The organism is Arenibacter troitsensis, from assembly GCF_900177645.1.
GTDB lineage: Bacteria > Bacteroidota > Bacteroidia > Flavobacteriales > Flavobacteriaceae > Arenibacter > Arenibacter troitsensis.
On sequence record NZ_FXAO01000001.1, the window covers coordinates 424,421 to 443,711 of the forward strand.

At 40.8% G+C, this 19,291-nt stretch carries 12 protein-coding genes; 7 read left to right on the forward strand and 5 right to left on the reverse strand.

Features of this window, described 5'->3' with window-relative positions:
* Position 1 precedes the first annotated feature (1 nt).
* From B9Y87_RS01705 to B9Y87_RS01720, 4 genes are all read right to left on the reverse strand, one after another.
* Complete coding sequence (locus B9Y87_RS01705) at positions 2–1,210, reverse strand: efflux RND transporter periplasmic adaptor subunit (protein WP_085495577.1); 1,209 nt, start codon at positions 1,208–1,210, stop codon at positions 2–4.
* Positions 1,211–1,222: 12 nt separating this feature from the next.
* Positions 1,223–2,653: an efflux transporter outer membrane subunit gene (locus tag B9Y87_RS01710; protein ID WP_245808619.1), complete on the reverse strand. Its 1,431-nt coding sequence runs from the start codon at positions 2,651–2,653 to the stop codon at positions 1,223–1,225.
* A gap of 267 nt (positions 2,654–2,920) precedes the next feature.
* Positions 2,921–4,450 carry a M81 family metallopeptidase gene (locus B9Y87_RS01715; protein ID WP_085495582.1) on the reverse strand — a complete coding sequence of 510 codons (1,530 nt, stop codon included), beginning with the start codon at positions 4,448–4,450 and terminating at the stop codon, positions 2,921–2,923.
* Between the two features lie 433 nt (positions 4,451–4,883).
* Positions 4,884–5,168, reverse strand: a complete 285-nt coding sequence (locus B9Y87_RS01720) for a DUF2188 domain-containing protein (RefSeq protein ID WP_085495584.1) — start codon at positions 5,166–5,168, stop codon at positions 4,884–4,886.
* A gap of 508 nt (positions 5,169–5,676) precedes the next feature.
* On the opposite strand from B9Y87_RS01720, the gene B9Y87_RS01725 reads away from it, so the two are divergent.
* From B9Y87_RS01725 to B9Y87_RS01750, 7 genes are all read left to right on the forward strand, one after another.
* On the forward strand, positions 5,677–6,408 hold the full coding sequence (locus B9Y87_RS01725; protein WP_085495586.1) for a toxin-antitoxin system YwqK family antitoxin: 732 nt from the start codon (positions 5,677–5,679) through the stop codon (positions 6,406–6,408).
* 38 nt (positions 6,409–6,446) lie between these two features.
* A complete protein-coding gene (locus B9Y87_RS01730) occupies positions 6,447–9,308 on the forward strand; it encodes a CHAT domain-containing protein (RefSeq protein WP_085495588.1) in 2,862 nt (953 codons plus the stop codon).
* A 25-nt stretch (positions 9,309–9,333) separates the two neighbouring features.
* Entirely contained in the window at positions 9,334–10,347 is a 1,014-nt protein-coding gene (locus B9Y87_RS01735) for a hypothetical protein (protein ID WP_085495589.1), read from the forward strand.
* 28 nt (positions 10,348–10,375) lie between these two features.
* Complete coding sequence (locus B9Y87_RS21750; protein WP_139827118.1) at positions 10,376–10,714, forward strand: hypothetical protein; 339 nt, start codon at positions 10,376–10,378, stop codon at positions 10,712–10,714.
* A 93-nt stretch (positions 10,715–10,807) separates the two neighbouring features.
* Positions 10,808–11,818 (forward strand): hypothetical protein, encoded by a 1,011-nt coding sequence (locus tag B9Y87_RS01740; RefSeq protein WP_085495591.1) that lies wholly within the window; start codon positions 10,808–10,810, stop codon positions 11,816–11,818.
* Positions 11,819–11,909: 91 nt separating this feature from the next.
* Entirely contained in the window at positions 11,910–13,868 is a 1,959-nt protein-coding gene (locus B9Y87_RS01745; protein ID WP_085495593.1) for a tetratricopeptide repeat-containing sensor histidine kinase, read from the forward strand.
* Between the two features lie 34 nt (positions 13,869–13,902).
* The gene (locus tag B9Y87_RS01750; RefSeq protein ID WP_085495595.1) at positions 13,903–14,559 is read left to right on the forward strand and encodes a response regulator; all 657 of its coding nucleotides are present in this window, start codon (positions 13,903–13,905) and stop codon (positions 14,557–14,559) included.
* Positions 14,560–15,206: 647 nt separating this feature from the next.
* Here the strand turns inward: B9Y87_RS01750 and B9Y87_RS01755 are convergent.
* A complete protein-coding gene (locus B9Y87_RS01755) occupies positions 15,207–19,244 on the reverse strand; it encodes a hybrid sensor histidine kinase/response regulator transcription factor (protein ID WP_085495597.1) in 4,038 nt (1,345 codons plus the stop codon).
* Between the last annotated feature and the right edge of the window lie 47 nt (positions 19,245–19,291).

A 19,291-nucleotide genomic window follows, 5' to 3' on the forward strand; every position in this document is an offset into this window, starting at 1 on the left:
ACTATTGCGTCGGTTCTTTTTCAGAGCCTTCAGCCCTTGTTCTTAGTCCAATTCCGTTGCTAACCGTACTTAGATCTGTGATAACTACATGTTCTCCTTCTTGCAAGCCTTCTCTAATATAGGCGTACTCATTATCCGTAAGTAAGATATCAACCTCGCGAATTTCCAATTTCTCGTCCTTCATTACCCAAACCGTTTCGTTACTTCTAATATAATCCCTGTTCAGCCGTACTATATCGTCTAATTTATTGGCCTGTATCTCCACTTCAACAAAGGTGCCTATCATTAATATTGGCTTCCCTTCCATATCGTTATTTTTAGCCAGTGGATCGGCCACTTTTACCAACACTCTTGCTAGGCGGGTCTGCCCGTCCAAGGCTCCAATTTGTTTGTCCAGAAACCCTTCACGATACTGCCCATCTGGCCAGGCCGTAGAATTTTTTATAAGTACGGCAGAACCCCTGTCTTTATCATTTTCGGGGAAGCGCAGCCATTGAAGTTTGGAGACCGGTACGGTTGCAGTAACCCAATAATAGTCCGTACCAACCAGTCTGCCTAAATCGTCCCCGGGGCCAACTTGGGAACCTGTGGTGACGTTCTGGCTAAGAATATGTGCATCAAAGGGAGCGCGGATAGTAGTTCTTTCCAAGTTTAATTGTGCCTGATCCACAGAAGCTTTCGCGCCCACAATGGTGGCCTTAACCGCATTGAGTTGGGGTTGCCGTAATACCAATTGTCGTTCTTCTGCGGACAACGGATTGTCTTTAAAAAGGGAATCGTTGGTTATAAGCTTTAAATCTTGTTCCGCTATTTGCTGTCGGCCCATTTCGGTATCCAAAGTAGTTTTGGATTGCAGAAGTTCGCTCTTTCTAAGTTCTAAGGTATTTTTATAATCCGAAGGGTCTATCTGTAACAGAGGTTGATTCTTTTTGACAAAACCTCCGGGAGTAAAAGCAGGATCCCTATGTAGTATCTGACCCGATACCAACGGACTCAAGGTAATATCCTCCACGGGCTGCACTGTCCCAGTAGCTGCTATGGTAGGTTCAAAGGAGCCTCCTTTTATGGTAATCACATCCACCAACATGGCCGTTTCTATACTTGCCCCTTCGGTCTGTGCCTCTGGTTCCGTAGAAAATATTAGGGTGGTAATAGCAATCCCTGCAATTAGAATAGCTAAACATATCCACAGTATTTTTTTATTGCTCATATCGTTAAATTTCTATTGATTGTCTATTTCCCTATCCGTTTCAAATCTACCCGCCAATGCCTTGTACAATGCAATTCGTATGAGAATTAGTTGCCGTTGTGACACTACATAATCCCTGCGGAGTTGTTGCTCGGCGTCCAAACCTATAAGTACATCCAGATAGGGGCTGAATCCATTGAGGAACTCTACCCTTAGTTGTCTGTTGCTTTTTTGCGCCAAATCCAATTGTCTGGCTATATTTTCTACCCTTTGTTTTTGCTTTAATTCCTGTATAAGGCCATTTTCCACTTCTTGAAACGCTTCCAAAGTGGTCTGTCCGTATTCCAAAAGGCGTTGTTGTTTAACGGCCTGGGTCCTGTCCACTTCAGCACTTAGCTGTCCGCCATAGAAAAGGGGGGCCAATATGTTTCCGGCTAGGGTATAGGCCCAATTGTCAAAAAGATTTTGAAAGCTGTTGGAACGCAGTTGCCCCCTGGCATTTACCGATATTCTTGGGTATTTACTGCGCACGGCAGACGCCATATCCCTATCCGCAGCGAGTAATATGGCGTAGGATTGTTGTATGTCCGGTCTGCGTCTAATGAGTTCCAAGGGAATACCAATCTCCGGTAGATCTGGCAGTGTTGGTAGATCCTTGGTGTCAAAAGTAATATTACTTTGTGGTTGTTTGCCCAAAAGAACTGCCAGTTGATTTTCCAAAAGGGCTACATTGGTCTCAAAAATTATCTGTTGCTCCTTGGTACTTTCCAATAACTGTGCTTGTCTCAGAATATCCACTGCCCTAATCTGACCTCCCACAAACCTCGTTCTTATAAGTTTAATAATATCCTCATTGGTAGAAATCTGGTCCAAGGTAATTTGCAGTTGTTTTTTAGCCGCAATTAGTTGGTACCAAGTTGTTGCAATTTCTGCGGAAAGGGATATTGCGGCGGTTCGGTAATCATAAAGGCTAGCTTCCGACCTCAATTTTTCTGCCTGTACCGAAGCTCGTATCCTGCCCCATAAATCCAGTTCGTAATTGGCAGACAGACCCAATTGTGTATTTTCCCCGCCCACAAAATCGGGTTCCGGTAAATTAATTGCAGACTGTGCGCTAGCTCCAATTTGTGGCCATTTGTCGGCGCCTTCACGTGCTACAATGGCTTTTGCTGCCAAAAATTGGTGCCAAGTAGCCGCTAGATTAAGGTTGGACTGTAATGCGGAATCGATAAGAACATTAAGTTGTTCATCGTTGAAGGCGGTCCACCATTTGTCTTCCAAAACACTTGAGCCACTATAAGAGAATTCCTCCAAGCCATCTATGGGTAGCGCTACATTTGAAAATTTGGGGGAGCAGCCATAGAAGAGCAAGACGAAGATCAAAAAACAAAATGCAAAGGTCTTTTGAATACCTATTGGTTTGAATGGCGTTTTTAATCTTGGGAAAGAGCTTTTAGTCTGCAATGGTAGGGTTATATTTAGGTTTTCCCTAAAATACTTTTTTTAGCCGTATTACTGTATTAACAAAATCTTAATTGTTAATAATGTCTTAAGGAAATAGGTCTGGGTTTTACCAATACCCATTGCACTTGTATTGGTTTTGTGCTGCGTTTGCTTTAGCAGTAATTTGGACAAACTCTTAGCTAAAGGAACATCCTATGTTTAGGTGATAAACGGTAGAGAATATTAAATGTAACCTGTAATAGCCCTTTTAAATAACCTTGTCCATAATTATTCGGTTGAATTGGAAGCCGGAATAAAATGGGCTTTCAAATCCGGTTGGGCCATAGTACTGTCCAATGGAAACATGGGTCTTTTAATACGTTTATAACCCAATCTATTAAGGTCTTGATCTACACCGCCCGGGGTCAATGCCATCACCCAATCGCCACGCATATCGTAAAGTTCTGGTACCAAGTAACCTATCTTGACAACAATGATATCCGTTTCTTTGGGATTCAATCCTAAATTGGTAAAGTCGCTTAAATAATGGTACGGTTTTCTTTTTTTGGTAACGATTACCTGTATACTTCCAATTTTAACAACGACCTCCACTTCCGCGTTCACATCACCGGCCTTGATAGCTTCAATGGTTCCTTCCAGTTCCAAAGGACCAGCAAATCGGTCATCCACGGCTGCACCGGCCATGGCCTTAATTTTTCCACCTACACCTATTTCAAGGGCTTTATCAACAAATTCGGGCCCAGGAATAGAGGCATAAATCAAGGAAGGACCTTTGTCCGATTTAAATTCCGGCCTGGCCAACAATTGTTGCAATGTCCACGTAACGTCTCCTGCACCGCCAGCAGTTGGGTTGTCTCCCATATCACTGATCATAAATGGATGTTTTTCGCTGGACAGTGCCATTTTTAAACTTTCTTCCAATGTTGTAGTTGGGGCAACAAATTCGAATTGTTTCCGCACATCCCAAAAGCTTTGCGCCAATGTTTCGGCACCTTTTTCAACTTTTTCCCTATCATCACCGGTAACCATTACTACGGCATGGTTGCGCGGTTCATCTGCCCAGGCATATCCAATCCAAATGGCCGCGTCAATAATACCTTCTGCATTGGCTACATCGGGAACTTTTGCATATAAACTTTTGCCCGGTTCAATTCGGGTACTTGTTTTCTCGCCTGGTAATAATATGGGCACAGGGATCCAGACCTTGTATTGAGGCTTGCCTTTGCCGTTTTCAAGTCGTTCCAGAAGATTGGTGACCGCCCTTTTTTTGGACTCGATGGCATCCTCGTGGGGCGCCATTCTATAACAGGTTATCAAATCGGTATGTTTTGCCAATTTTTCGGACACGTTTCCATGGAGGTCCATAGAGGTGGATATAAGCACCTCGGTTCCTATCACGTCCCTAATTCGTTCTATGAAGTCGCCCTCTGGGTCGTCCAATCCAACCACACTCATGGCACCGTGTATATCAAAAAAAAGTCCGTCATAGGGGCCATTTTCCTTTAATAATTTTAAGGTTTTGGTTACTAGGGATTCGTATGCCTCACGGGTTACTGTTCCGCCTGGCAATGACTTCCCTACCAAGGTAGGTACCCATTGTGCCCTATTCCTATTTAAAGAATCTATCTGAAGAAATGGGTATTTGGCAAAAATAGAGTCACCTACTTTGGCATGAAAAGCTTCTTCATGGGTCAGGGCGGGCGAAAAGGTACTGCTTTCTATTCCCAGACCTGCAATGGCAATTTTAGGCAGTTCTTTTGTTGATTTTTCATTTTTGCCTTGTTGGCATGAAGCCATTAGGACCAAGAGAAGGATATAGCAATTGTAAAGTGGTTTCAATAGTACTTATGTTTTAGGTTCCCAATTAAGTTTGAAAATGGGTAAGGGCAATATTTTGCCTTAGAAATCCCGTTATGGGAATCCAATATAAGGATTTATTGGTGGGTTTTTTGAATAAGAATCGAACAAAATTCAATGTTCCGGAGACAAAGTCAACGTTTTAATTCAACCTCATGGCAAATAAAAACTCGAGAATTGGGGATATGTTATTTTGGGTCAAGAATTTTAAAAATCATGTAAATTTTCAGGGAACTGGCTGATGATTTTATATAAATGGCCAACCCGCTTTTTGTAAACATTTTAATAAGGGTATGGAAAAATTTTCTTTTATGTACGACCCCGATTGTCTTTCTTTTGAAACCCTAAAGGCTTCCTAGAATGAGTTGATTTCTTAATCATCATAGCTTATCCGGTCTCGTATACCGCCACTCTCTCGATGAATAATGACATCGGCCTTGTATTTTTTGGCTAAACTTTTGGCCTTGCTTATGGCCTTGCTCTGTTTTCGATGTTTACTGGTTATACGTTGGTTGCCTTCGCGACGCACGGCCCAACCTTCCTCATAGGGCACCACATGCTGGTGCCAAGTTCTGCCTCGTTTGCTTTGTTGCGAGCTGTTAAAAAAGACTTCCAAAAGCTCAACAAGGGTTCGTATCCAAGATTTGACGTTCGACATATTCGATTATTGTTGTTCCTAAGATACTATTATTTCCAGTTTTCCGATTGATGAAATTGAATCGGTGGGGTTCTCGGAAAAAGTTACATTATATATTCTGGCGAAAAAGCGAGCTGCGCTTCGGCCATTGAATCCGGGAAGCGATGTCGACAAAAGGATGTTTATGAATTAATACCTTCAAAGAACAATAATAAGCAATAACTAAACGAAAAAACTACCCGTAGGTGGTTTTTTAAAGTGGAGCCGTAGGATTGTGTGTCCTTAATTATCAAAATGTTGCAAATAAAAATACCCATGGTTATCACATGGGCATCCTAAAGTTTTCAAAAATGCCCGCGTAACATTAGCATTTCGTCAGGCCTTTGGTTTGCTACGTATTTTTGAGTATCGTAGAGCCCTTGGCATTAGAATATCTTATCTATGGCCCAGCAAATAAGTCAATTGCCCTATTGAACCAACCTTGGTTACTGACTAGGTTTGCACAACAACCTAAAAACAACCTATTGACATGGATAAAATTAAGATGATTATTCTATTAACATTACTAATATTTGGTTCAGTAGCTGCCCAAGATGCCACAAGATGTATAACAGGCGACTGCAACACTGGATATGCATATGCAACACTTGTGGATGCCAATAATAAGGAGATTGGTTATCAAGTCGGTTTTTATGACAATGGGTTGCTACATGGAATTGCCAATCAGACTGGTAACTTTGGTAAATATTGGGGTGCTTATAAGAATGGATTAAAAGAGGGTTTTTTTAGTTATGAGAGCGAAGACAATATGTATGCCTTTGGCATGTTTGTTAATGACAAAAAAGAAGGTTTGCATGTTATTAGGAATAAAAACGGTTACGACTTTAGAGACTACAAAAATGATAAACATGTGAGCAATAGTCCCCTGCCCACCACTGGGCTTTCCCCATGTGTTATGGGCAACTGCGAAAACGGCAAAGGGGTAAAAGTGAATGGGAGCGATGCCGTATATAGCGATTGGAAAAATGGGAATATGCACGGCATGACGATGCAGTTTCTGATGTCCGAGAAAAAAATCGTTTTTTCGGAATTCTCCGGAGGTATTGTTAATGGTTTACAAATGATATGGTACTTTGATGGAAGCAAGGAAATTATGCAAATGCAAAATGGGGCCCGCAATGGTCAATACCTAAAAAAGAACCAGAACAACACCCATGAGGCCACTATCTGTAAGGACGGCCAACCAATTATGTCTTTCTAGGCTTCCAATAACTTGTAGTCATATTAAAAAAGCACATTATGCGAAATTCTATATTCATGGCGTTCGTCTTCGCCCATCTCCTTTGTTGGTCACAAATGGCCATTCCACCCAACGATCCAACATCCCATTCCAGCTATGCTGCCTACTTGGACGCAGCTAGAGTTAAGAATAACAATGCTCGGTTGTTGTCGGCAGGAGAACTATTGGAAATTTACCCAGAGAATGCTAAAACCTTTGGATGGTTGGCCAGTGCCTTGTATGGTAATAATAGACCCGACGATGCGGTGATGTTTTCGCAATGGGCCATGGCCTTTGATAGTTATAACCCTGAAACCGGGTATTATGGGTTTATATATGCGGTATTTGCCAACAGGCCAAATGACGCAAAGCTCTTTTTGGAGAATATGCAGGCCGTGGGGCAAGATCAGGCAACATTGCAAAGGGATCATCGGGCATTGAGCGGTTATGTAAACTCCTTGGTCAATTTTCCGCAATTGTCCGCAACCGTAAAAATGGCGAACGGATTTCTATCGGACTATAACAATAGGAGCATAACGCGGGCCAAAACCACTTTTGAAAATCTGGGTTCCAGTCTCGGGGCTACTTATGAAAACATTGCCCAGAATACGACCGCGGAAAAAATATTGGCCGATTGGGTCAATTCGGAAAAAGCAGTGGAAGAAGGCCTAATTACTAGGGCACTGTACACCGAAGCATTGGTTAATTTGGCCCAGTTATCGGAAAAAGTCAATTTTTTCTTTGGGCAAAAACTGGAGCCTCACTTAGAGAAAATAGTTTTTGACCAGAAAAACTATTCCTTGCCCTCTAGGTATAGGGCGTATTTAAAATTGGCACGGATACAGGCCGCCCTTAAGCGATGGGATCGTGTATTGGCCTCCAGTAGTTTTATTTTGAACGAACTGAAGGGGAGTGCACCGTCTACAGCCGTCTTGGCAAAAGCTTATTTCTATACCGTCATGGCCCTAACCGAGCAACAAAAATATGGCGAGGCTTCCCTCATTGCCGATGCCTACATCAATCTTTTGCCCAAATTGAAATCGCCGGAGTACGTTGCTGAGGCCTATTATGTGTTGATGCGTGCCTATGCCTTTAACAAAGATGTGGAAAAAGGCAAGGCCATACGTAGAAAGGCCCAGGTGTTTCTAAAAATCCATGGTATGGAAAATCAACCCTATTCCTCCTTTGTGAGGAACGGCTTATCCACCACGGAAAACATTCTTGGTGAAGGAGAAGTAGCCTTAACGGGCAACGCATACAACGATGGGATTCGGTTGATGGAGTTGAAAAACTACACGGAAGCTGCCAAATTATTTGAAAAAGCCAAGGAAGAAGAAATCGAGGTGCTGAAGGGATTGTCAACCTTGGCCCAAAGGGGTTATCTAGATAAGTTTCAACGGATAAATGGTATGTTGGCCGCCACTTATTATGAGACCCAGCAGTTCAATAAGATCTATGACGTTATAGAATCCAACCGATCCTATTCCCTATTGAACGATAAAAGAAGCATTATAAAACAACTGCCATTGAAGGAGCTTCAGGCCGTCCTGGGAGCCAATGAGGCTTATCTTTCCTTCATCGATGTTTCAAAAGGAAATACCTACGAAGGCACCTATTTGATGTGTTTGGTGCGTAAGAATGATATCACCATAAAATACAATAGATCTGCCGGGGCCTTTGCGGATATGTTGTCCAACGACAAGGAACTCATTACATTGGAAAAGGAAATGGCCAAAAATGAATTCCGACAGCCCGATCTAGACTATTTAAATGGGACCAAGGTGAGAAAGCCCGGTATGTTTGCTCCAGGCGAATTCAAGTTGATGACCCAATACCTTCGTAAACACATGGAGGCCTCGGTAGTGGATGGTCAATACGTGTTCTACCAAAAAGAGAAAATGCCGGACCTGCTCCGCCGATTTTATATCACCTTTATAAATGGACTGGAGGATCAATTACAGGGCATCACCAAACTTGCCATCAGTCCGGAAGGATTGACAGGTACCATACCCTTCGATGCATTGTTGGATGGTCAGGGCCGTTATCTGGCCGAGCGGTTCGAAATGGGCTATATTCCAAGCGCTTCCTTGCTGTACAGCCTTAGAAAACAGCCCAAAAAGAAGTTTGAGAAAAATGTTTTGGCTTTTGGAGGTGCCACTTATGATTTGTATTCAACGCCCAAGGCACCTTTAAGTTCTATCGGCGATCTCGAAAAACTGCGATACCGTGTGCGGGAAGATTTGGAAAAGGGATTGCCTTTGGACTATGCCTTTGCCACCTTCCAGGGCAAGGAGCCTATGAGCTTTTTGCAAGGCGGAAGAAATGAAGTGGTGCTGATCCAGAAACAAGTACCGCTCACGGATACTAGGCTCGATGCCATGATGACCGAGAACGAACTCAAAAGAATGAGCCAGGCCAATGAACTGGGCAAGTATAGGGCGCTTCATCTCTCAAGTCATGCCAGTGTACATCCCTACGTATTTGACCTAAGTGCCTTCGCTATGACGGTAAAGCCAGAACCTGTGAACGGGGAAGATGGCATGTTGGTCGTGGGTGAAGTGGAAAAACTGAACCTTCCCATAGATTTTGTGATGCTCAGTGCATGCCAGACTGCCTTGGGCATTGAGTCGCCGGGCGATGGTATCAAGGGACTTAATCAGGCCCTTTTCAATGCAGGGGTAAGTAGCACGTTGACTTCCCTGTGGAGTGTAAGTGATTCGGGCACCATGTTTCTGAGTGTGGAACTCTATGACAGGATGTTCAACAAGAGCATGGCCACACCCACTGCCTTGGCCGAAGTGAAACGCAATTTTATTGCAGGGAAATATGGGGACCAGACCCATCCTTATTTTTGGGCACCTTTCATCTATACGGGTTACTGATATCATTTCGAAAAGACTTCACTCAATGCCAGTAAAGGAGATTTTGCCCTTATCGCCTTCCGACATAAAAAAGCTCAGACAACAATTGATCGCCATGTTGGCGTTCCCTGTAATCGTGATTGGGATGTTTTTGTTATGTATCTCTTTTGTGTTCAGGGATTTCAAAAATAGTTTTGAGGGAGATACCATTGCGATATATGTGGTAATTGGTTTTTGCTTGTTCTTTTTCGGCATCATCGCCTATACGATCGCGACCACGGCAATCGATCTCCGCCGTGGGCTGAAACATCGTATCTCTGGAAGGGTAACCGAAAAAAGACTCAATGTTCAGTCCACAGGTGGCAGATCGGGAACAAGAGGAAAAACAAGAACCGCCAGACACTATTACCTGCACGTGGATGATGAGGAATTTTCGGTGGATTATCGGGAATATTCCAAAGTAAAGGTGGGGATGGATATAGTAATGGACCGTGCACCAATATCGAAAAGGACACTCGATCTTATTGTTGTTTTACAACCTGATGAGAGGGGCGTTTCCCTTACCCATAAGGATACGACAAGGTTCCTTGAAAAACGGATTCCACATACCCGGTACACCCAAAGGGATTTTGAGGCCCTCAAAAGAATGTGGTATGCAGTGCTGAAACGACGCTTGTTGCTGGCTGCCCCGTTTTTATCGGTTGGTATTTTATTGTTGATTAGTGGTTTTTGGGGTTTTATGGTATTACTATTCCCACTTTGGATAGTGCCCCTGTATCAGGGTTATAAACTCCTTAGGGCGAGTAGAATTCATCGAAAAGACAGGTTCAGTGCCCATAAAAAGGGAGTGGCGGCCCTGGTGGAGGACAAGGTCACTATTACATCCAACCGCACATCCAACTCAAATAGGGTAGGAACCACCGATGGTACGTTGGTGGTGAATACCGTATTGTACGATCAACTTTCGGTAGGGGATGGGATTGTCATTTTCAAGACGCAATTTGGAAATGTACCGATCAGCATAAGAACGAAGGATAATCAAGAAACATATCTGGTATAGTGTTTATGTACCAATTAATCCAATACTCATGTTAGGCATTGTTTTAATGTTGATGGTATTGATCGGACCAATAGGGCTGCTTTTCACATTTCTCTATTTTCATTTTCCAGATGAATCGGTAGGGCTTATGGAAAGATGTATTCCGCCATTGACTTCAGTATTGGCAATTTGGTCGTTATGTACTGCGTGGATGTGGTTTTATTTGTTCAACCTATACATCAGCTTGCCCACCTTGCTGTTGTCCATTATAATGCATTTGTTGGCCAGGTCCAAGAACTTGAACCCAAAATTGCGTCAAGTGAATGCCTTATTGATAATGGCCGCCTTTCTTGTTGGTCTACTTAGCTATAATTTTTTTGATATTTGATGATGCCACATTCGGCTGACTTTACGTCAATTGCCCTATTGTGACCAAAATCAAGGTTATATAGGTTTGTAAAAAAAACTTAAAAATTATAATATGAAACGTAACAATTTATCCATCTTATCTTTTTTATTGATCTTATTATGTACATCTTCATTGGTAATGGCCCAAAATGTGAAGGATTTTAAAGTAAAGATGTTGGGTCCGGCAAACCTTAATTTTAGGAAAAGTCCTAAAAGGATCGTTATTTCGGATTTTCAAGTCAATTTTCAAACGGCCTTGCAGTTGGAGGACAAAAAGGCAGGTGGGAAGATGTGGAGAGGAGGGTTAAAGGGCGATGCCAAAGCATCCTTGACCTTGGTTTTGGACGGATTGCAAATAGATGATTTACAGGAACTTACCGATAAATTGTTCGAACAGTATAAAGCAAATCTTAAATCTAAAGGTTTTGAAATAATCTCTATAGATGAATTGTGGAACCATGGGGCCTATGTAAAAGACCGCGAGAAACGTTGGGAATTAAGAGCTGGGCAAGGTGGTGAAAAAGGAGAGGAGTTTGGGGCGATAATTATGCGCCCAACAAGCCAAAAGTTTATCGTGGCAAAGCAATCCATGGATAACAAGAAGACCGGCCCCCTTAAAATAGCTAATTATGAAGAACAGGTGGAAATGAAGGTCTCGAACGGGAAAAAGGATTTTATTTTTAATAAAGTAGTTTTGAATGTGCAGGCGTTTGATAATGCTTTAAGCGAAACCTCCAGATCTTTGAACCGTATGGCTGGGTATGCTCAGGTAAAGGCCGATACTGATTTTAAAATCAACGAATCGAGCTTTAACAGGTTTAATATAGGGCAAATGATTGTTCGTGGCGGTGTTGAGGTAGCTGATGTACTGAAAAAACAAAAATTTGATGCCTCTCAAGCCGCCGATGTGGATAAGCGAGGTACGGATGCGGGTGTTTTTCATGTATGGCGTGTAGAAGACAAGGAAGATATCAATGTAACCGTTGTGAAATGCAATCCAGAAATTTATAAGAAGGGAGCAGAAATTGGTATCGATGCCTTTCTGGACGCCACTATAGATAAATTGGTGGATAAATCAAATTAAATTACTACTATGCCGATCCTATTTTTTAATAAAAAGAACGATTATTTCTACATTTGGTTTAGTTTTAATCACCAATCATTTTCTTTTTGTAATGACCGACCTTAAAAAATTTGATTTACCCTTTTTATACCTCTTTATTCTATTCGGATTACCACTGTTTGCCCAAGATATTCAACAAGAGATTATTGCGTTGAAAGATACTTTGGTACTGAAAAAGGAAGGAGATAAAGTATTGGCATTGAAAGATATTGCAATGAAGTTTCGATCCATAGATATGGACAGTGCCAGATTTTATACAGAATGGGCATTTAAGGAGGCAGAAGCTTTGGATGACGATTATTACAGGGCTAGGATATGGATTGTATATGGGATTCTTTCTTGGGATGAAGGTAGGCCCAAAGAAGCATTGGGTTTTCATTTAAAGGCCAAGCCTATTTTGGAAACCTCCAACGATCATTTTGTTTTGGGAAGCCTTTATACCAATATAGCCAATGCGTACGAGGCGCTATCTGAGTTTGATAAATCGGTGGACTTTCAGTTTAAGGCATTAGAGAACTTTACAGCAGGGAAGGATAGCATTTGGATTGCTGGATCTTATTTGAATTTGGGAAATAGATATAAGCTGATTCAAGAATCTGATCTATCTCTTGAATACTATCTAAAGGCATTGGATTTGTATGAAAGGATTGGGAACAATTATTTTATGGCCATGTGCTATAACTCTTTGGCGGTGGCCTATTTGGAAAAAAAGCACTACGACAGGGCCATTGAATTTGCCAAAAAATCATACGATACCAATAAAGATATCGGTGCCATTTTAGAACTTGCATATCCTTTGACGAATTTGGCCCTGGCAAGTTGGGCACTTGGAAATTTTGAAGAGGCTGAACTTTATTATAATGAGGCCATAGCCCTTCAGCAGGAAAAGGGAGAACGTCTGGCCCTTATATCATTAAAGAATGATTTGGCCAATATATATTTAAAACAGGGTAAAATGGATCTGGCCGAAAAATTGGCTTTGACCACATATCGAGAAGCAGATTCAATAAATTACCTTCCGGGCATTGACGCGCTTTCTAAAACCTTGTCTCTAATTTATGAAGAAAAACCCGACTTTAAAAAAGCATATGGGTATCATCAAAAACATAAGGCAGCAAGAGACAGTCTTTATTTTGCCGAAAAAGCGAAGGAAATGTTCAACCTAAGAGAAAAGTACGAGTCCGAGCAAAAGGAAAATGAAATTCTACGCCAACAGAACGAGCTGGTAGAAAGCGAGCTTTCCTTAAAAGAGCGCAACAATATGTTGTTCGCCAGTGGTGGTTTATTGGTATTGCTTTTATTGATTGGTATTGTTACGTTTCGTGAACAGAGAGTAAAGGCAAAGAACTTGGCACGGGAAACTGCCTTGGAAAAGGCTATGGCCGAGGCAAGGGCCCAAGAGAACTTAAAGGAACAACGCTTACGCATTGCCCGTGATCTACATGACAATATAGGTTCCCAGCTTACCTATCTTACCTCGATTACGGATTCGGCCAAAAGAGGGATAGATAAGGGAGAAGTTTTCCTCATGGAAAAGCTAACCCAAATGAAACAGTTTTCCTTAGTGACCATATCCGAACTGCGGGATACCATTTGGGCCATGAACAAGGATGAAATTAGTTTGGAAGACATAAAGGAACGCACTCAACAATTGGCTGCCACTGTCCATGAAGCTACAGATGACAGGATCAAGGTAAGGGTAGAGGGAAATCCTTCGCCCAAAGTGCTCAACGCCTTTACAGGGATGAATCTATTTAGAATTGTCCAGGAATCTGTGAACAATGCCGTTAAACATGCCGACAGTCCAGAAATACTTGTAACATTTTCAGAGGAAGAAAATACCATTAATATTGAGATCGAAGATTTTGGAAGAGGTTTCGATTCCACAAAAGAGTCCACAGGGAACGGTCTTCATATTATGCGCAACCGGGCCAGAAAAGCTGGAATCGAACTAAAGCAGACATCTGTTCCGGGTAAGGGTACTAAGGTAGAGTTGGAGATCAACGTATGAATTGGGTCTACAATCAAAAAAAAACAACAAAAGGATGAGCAAAATAAAATTGGCCATAGTGGATGACAATACATTTTTGGCACGGGCCATTCATGAAAAGCTTGTCGATTATGACGATCTCGCCATCAAATACCTGGTGTACAATGGAAGTGAACTTTTGGCAAAACTGGAAAAGAACCACAACCTAGACCTGGTGCTCATGGACATTGAAATGCCGGTGTTGGATGGGATAGAGACCGTAAATCTCGTAAAGCAAAAATACCCACACATTAAGGTGCTTATGCTGACTGTTTTTGACAACGACGAAAATATTTTCAATGCCATAAAAGCCGGGGCCGATGGATATTTGCTCAAGGAAATTGAGGCGGACAAACTATATACGGCCATCAAGGATACACTTGGCGGAGGAGCGGCCATGAGTCCTTCCATAGCGGTAAAAACTTTACGGCTTTTGCGTTGTCCGGAAAAACAGGAATCTTTAGCCATAAATGAAGATATGGTTGTGCTGAGTGGAAGGGAGCAAGAGGTTCTGGATCAATTGGCAAGGGGACTAAGTTATACGGTCATAGCTAATAATTTATTCCTTTCACCTAGTACGGTAAGGAAGCATATTGAAAACATTTATAAAAAACTTCAGGTCCACAACAAACTGGAAGCAGTGCAGAAGGCTAGGAGGCAAAATCTGATATAATTCACCAGCATACGTAGATTCTATAGTTGTGGCTATAAAGGTCAAGCTAGAATGAGTTCTATGATTTTGGGATGTGGCAGAATTAATAAAATAATGGATTTCCCCAAATAATTCTCAACGTCGAATAATGTCCTTGATGTATTATAGGGAAATTTAAGGACTTTTTATTATTGGACATCCGCAGGATCAATCCTAAAAGTTATGTAGGAATTGGAAAAATATAAAATAAACTATCCCAGAGTTCGTGTTCCGTTCATTTTTTGCCTTGCCAAATGCCTAGCATTGGCTGCTCCTAATCTCGATTTAGAAGTAAATCATCGATTTCCTAAAAACTTTTAATGAACAATAATATGCAATGAATTAAATCGTAAAACCACCCGTAGGTGGTTTTTGAAGTGGAGCCGGAGGGACCAGAACCTACAGCTGGAATGCCGTGTATACAGGGGTTTTTAGGGAGTCGTTTTTTTTTTTTTTTTTGCTCACCGAATAGGTGACTTCTAAGAAGGATTAGTTTAAAACTGTTTATAGGAGTTAAACTATAGGTTGTGGCATAAAATAAACTACATAATTTCTAACTCGAACTACTACCCTTCATACAATGTTCATAGTCAAGAAATCTATAAGGTTAAGGATATAATAATAAATAATTAGGTTTTAGTAATTCTCTTCTCCCTGTAACTTGATGGTGTTTCTCCGAATTGTTTTTTAAACGTTGATCGAAAGTACTTGGCCGACAGAAACCCTACTTCAAAACTGATTTCAGATATATTCAGGTCTGTTTTTAGAAGCATTTGAGCGGCATGTCTCAAACGTACAATTTTTAAAAATTCATTTGGTGTTAAATTAGTAAGGCTTTTTATTTTTTTAAAAAATGGAGTTCTGCTCATCCCTAATTCCATTACCAATTTGTCTACGGTGAAATTTGGTTCCGAAATATTGTTGTGTATAATATTTACTGCCTTTTCGAGTAAATCTTTGTCAGGTGTGGACTGTGCCAACTCCTTGGGCTTCATTATTGTTTCAATCTGATATCTTTGAGTAATCAACTGTCTATTTTCAATGATCGATTTTATTTTATAGAACAAGGCATTTATACTAAATGGTTTGGTAATATAGTCCTCGGCACCTTCTTTTAACCCTTGAACTTGACTTTCTTCATCAGATAAAGCCGTCAATAAAATTATGGGAATATGACTGGTTTTTAGATTGGTCTTTAGGCTTTTGCAGAGTTCCAAGCCTGTGGCTTTGGGCATTAGTACATCAGAGAGCACTAAATCTGGCATAGATTCAACTGCTTTATTGAATCCGTCCTTGCCATTATTCGCGGTCAATACCTTAAAGTGGTCGGCCAGTTCCTTGGCTATAAATTCACGTATTTCATCCTCGTCCTCTACAATCAATACCGTGTAATCGGGCGCAACCTTAAAACTGTTGATAACGTTTAGGTGAGGGGTAATCTCTATTTGATGATTTTGTTTTTGCGATGTGGTTGTTGGTGTATATTGGTCCGCAGAATTGGATAGTTGTTCTTCTGTAAAATGGGCTGTACCCAAAGGTAGGTTTACCGTAAATGTGCTGCCCTTTTGTGGAATAGAGGTGAATTCCAGTTTACCATGATGAGCCTCGACCAACTCTTTGGAAAGGGCAAGGCCTATACCCGTGCTAGTAGAAGGATTTTCGCCTAGGGATTGGAAGCGTTCAAATATTAGTTCCTGTTTTTTTAATGAAATTCCTTTCCCTTCATCCTCAATCTTAAAAAAAGCGTTTGACGTTCCATCTAATTTAGAAGAAGAAGTACCTAGCTGTATAGTAATGTTACTTCCCGCCTCCGAATATTTTATGGCATTGGAAATAAGGTTGGATATTACCTTTTCAATGGCTCTGGGGTCAAAATGACAAGGTATGGATGGAGTTTGCGATATAAATTTTATCTCCATGGATTTATCGGTGGCCAATTCCTTAAATGCTTCTGTAATATCTTGGGCAAAATTGACCAAGTCCAATTGAATGGCCTTAATTATTGGCTGTGTTGAGGTTGATTTGCGGTAATCCAGCCATTCATTGATTAGTTTTAACAGGTTCTGGGCATTGCGTTGAATAGATAGAAGTTGACTTTTATATTCCGGTCCCTGTGTTTCCTTATTGATCAACTTGTCCAACGGACTCAATATCATGGTCAAGGGTGTTCTTAATTCATGTGTAAGGTTGGTAAAAAGCTTTGTCTTAAATTCGTTCAGTTGTATCTGGTTATTCTTCTCCAAACGCTCAATTTTTAGATCATTTTTTAATTTTATTTGCTTTAATACATAGGTGTTGACCAAGATTAGAGATCCTAAAGTTATAATCACAAATAAAATTCTGGCCCACCATGTTAGCCACCAAGGCGGGTATATAATTATCTTTAAAGTTTTAGGTGCAATGCTCCATATTCCATCGTTATTGCTGGCTTCCACTTTAAAAATATATTCTCCTGGGGGTATATTCGTATAATTGGCTTTTCTTTCATTGTTTGCAAAAATCCAATCTTGATCAAACCCCATAAGTTTATATTTATATTGGTTCTTGTCAGGATTGGTGAAATTTAGTGCTGTAAAATGCAGGGTGAAGAAATTTTGTCTGTGGTTTAGATTAATTTCTTCTACCTGGTTGATAGGCCTGTTATTTTCCACGTTGTCATTGGTTGTAGTCACATCCTCTGAGTTTATCTTAAAATCGGTCAATACAATTTCCGGTGGAATAGGATTGGTTTTTATTTGGTTTGGGTGGAAAAAATAAACTCCGTTTGTGTTACCAAAATATAATGTACCATCACTGCCTTTTAACCTTGCATTTTCATTAAATTCAAGGCCATGAATACCATCCTCTCGCCCAAAATTTCGAAATTCCTTAGTAGCCGGATTAAATTGAGATAGACCTTTATCCGTTCCCAACCATAAGAATTTTGAGGAATCAACCAAAAGTGAATTGACTACATTACTGGGCAAGCCTTGTTTCTCTGTATAAAGTGTTGTTTTATTGTATTTTCTATTAATATTATATAATCCGGTTTTGGTGCCTAACCATAAATTGTCCCCATCCAATTCCTCTATGGAGATAACTTGTTTAAAGTGGGACCCATTTTCAGGAAAGAATTCTTTTAAAGAATCATCTTTTGGGTTATAAACGTACAGGCCGGAGTAACATCCAAACCAGATTTTGGAATCCGAGCTTTGATAAATACAATAGGGTTGTGCGTATTGAATAAGGGGATTGTTTTCCTTAAACTTTTTTATCGTTCCGTTTTTATTGTCGTAAAGGTAGATTCCTCCAGTGATGGTACCAATCCAAATGTTGTCCTGCTTGTCCCGAAGAAAGGATTTAACGGAAATGTTTTCAATTTCTTTGGGTATTGCAAGGGTCAGTGGCTCTAGGAAGTAGGAGGAGGAAAGTCGGGAAACATGGTATCCATGATTGAAGGTTCCGGCCCAAATACGATTATTTTTATCTTGGATTACCGTGTTAACCACCCTTTTTTCCTCTGAATTTTTGAAATAATGTTCAAATTTTCTTGAGTTGGGATCAAATATAGTAATTCCGCCTCCATCCATAGCCAAGATTATATTTCCATTGCTGTCCTCCGTCAACCCTAAAACAGAATTACTACTTAACCCTGTTTTATTGCCTTTTTCAAAAGCCCAATGGTTAAACTGACTTTTATAGGGGTTGACTATTTTAAGTCCTTGATTGGTAGTTCCGATCCAAATGGAATTATCCCTGGCCTTAAACATGGAGGTGACGGAGAAGGAAGGGGATAGCCCTTCGAAACGTAGTGGCTCCAGTTTTCCGGATGCAATAGTATACTCAAGTATACCATGACCGTCCGTACCTAGCCATATATGTTTATTATTTACCGCCAATAGACTAATGACTGAATTTAGGGCATTGGCATTCGTTGGGCTTATCAGTTTTTGTACTTCCAAGGGGTTAACCCCATGTTTATAAAGGAATACTCCTTTGGGGGTAACGACAAGGAAAGTTTCTGGTTTGGCCTCAATTATGGAATTGATCCCGGTTCCACCTATCTGTTCATATCCTTTTGGGACAGAGAATTTTTCATTTTTTATAGAGAAAGTTAACAGTCCACCGTATTTGAAACCAATCAATAAGGTGTTGGTATTTGTAATTCCAATACTGGAAATGTTCCTAAATCCGGGATGGCTATACTTCTTTATTTCATTATTGGCTATGTTGTATGATAAGAGCTGTCCTTCGCCAGTACCTATCCAGATGTTTTTTTTGTCTTGTTGGAAAAAAGTCGTAATGCTTTTTGCCAGGGCACCATTCTCTAAGAACAGAGGGGTAAGGTCTCCGCTTTGGTAGTCATAAAGTACCGGGCCTTTGTTGGTGCCTATCCATAAATTTTGGTCACTCCCCCTATATAGACAGTTGATATGATTGTCCTGAATTCCCTTTTCTTTTAGATTTATTTGTTCAAAATGGTAGCCGTCATATTTATAGAGGCCATTTCGTGTGCCGATCCATATAAAACCTTCAAAATCCTGTGTAGTACATGTAATATAATTCTGTGATAAGCCATCTTTGACGTTCAATGAAAAGAAAGGGAGGTTGATACTTTCTTTTTGTCCAAAAATGGTGTTGCAAGTTAGGACTATCAGTAAAAATAAGTTCTTCCATGTCAGTGCCATTCAATTTGATATTTCTAGTGGTATTGAAATTACGTTATTCGCAATTT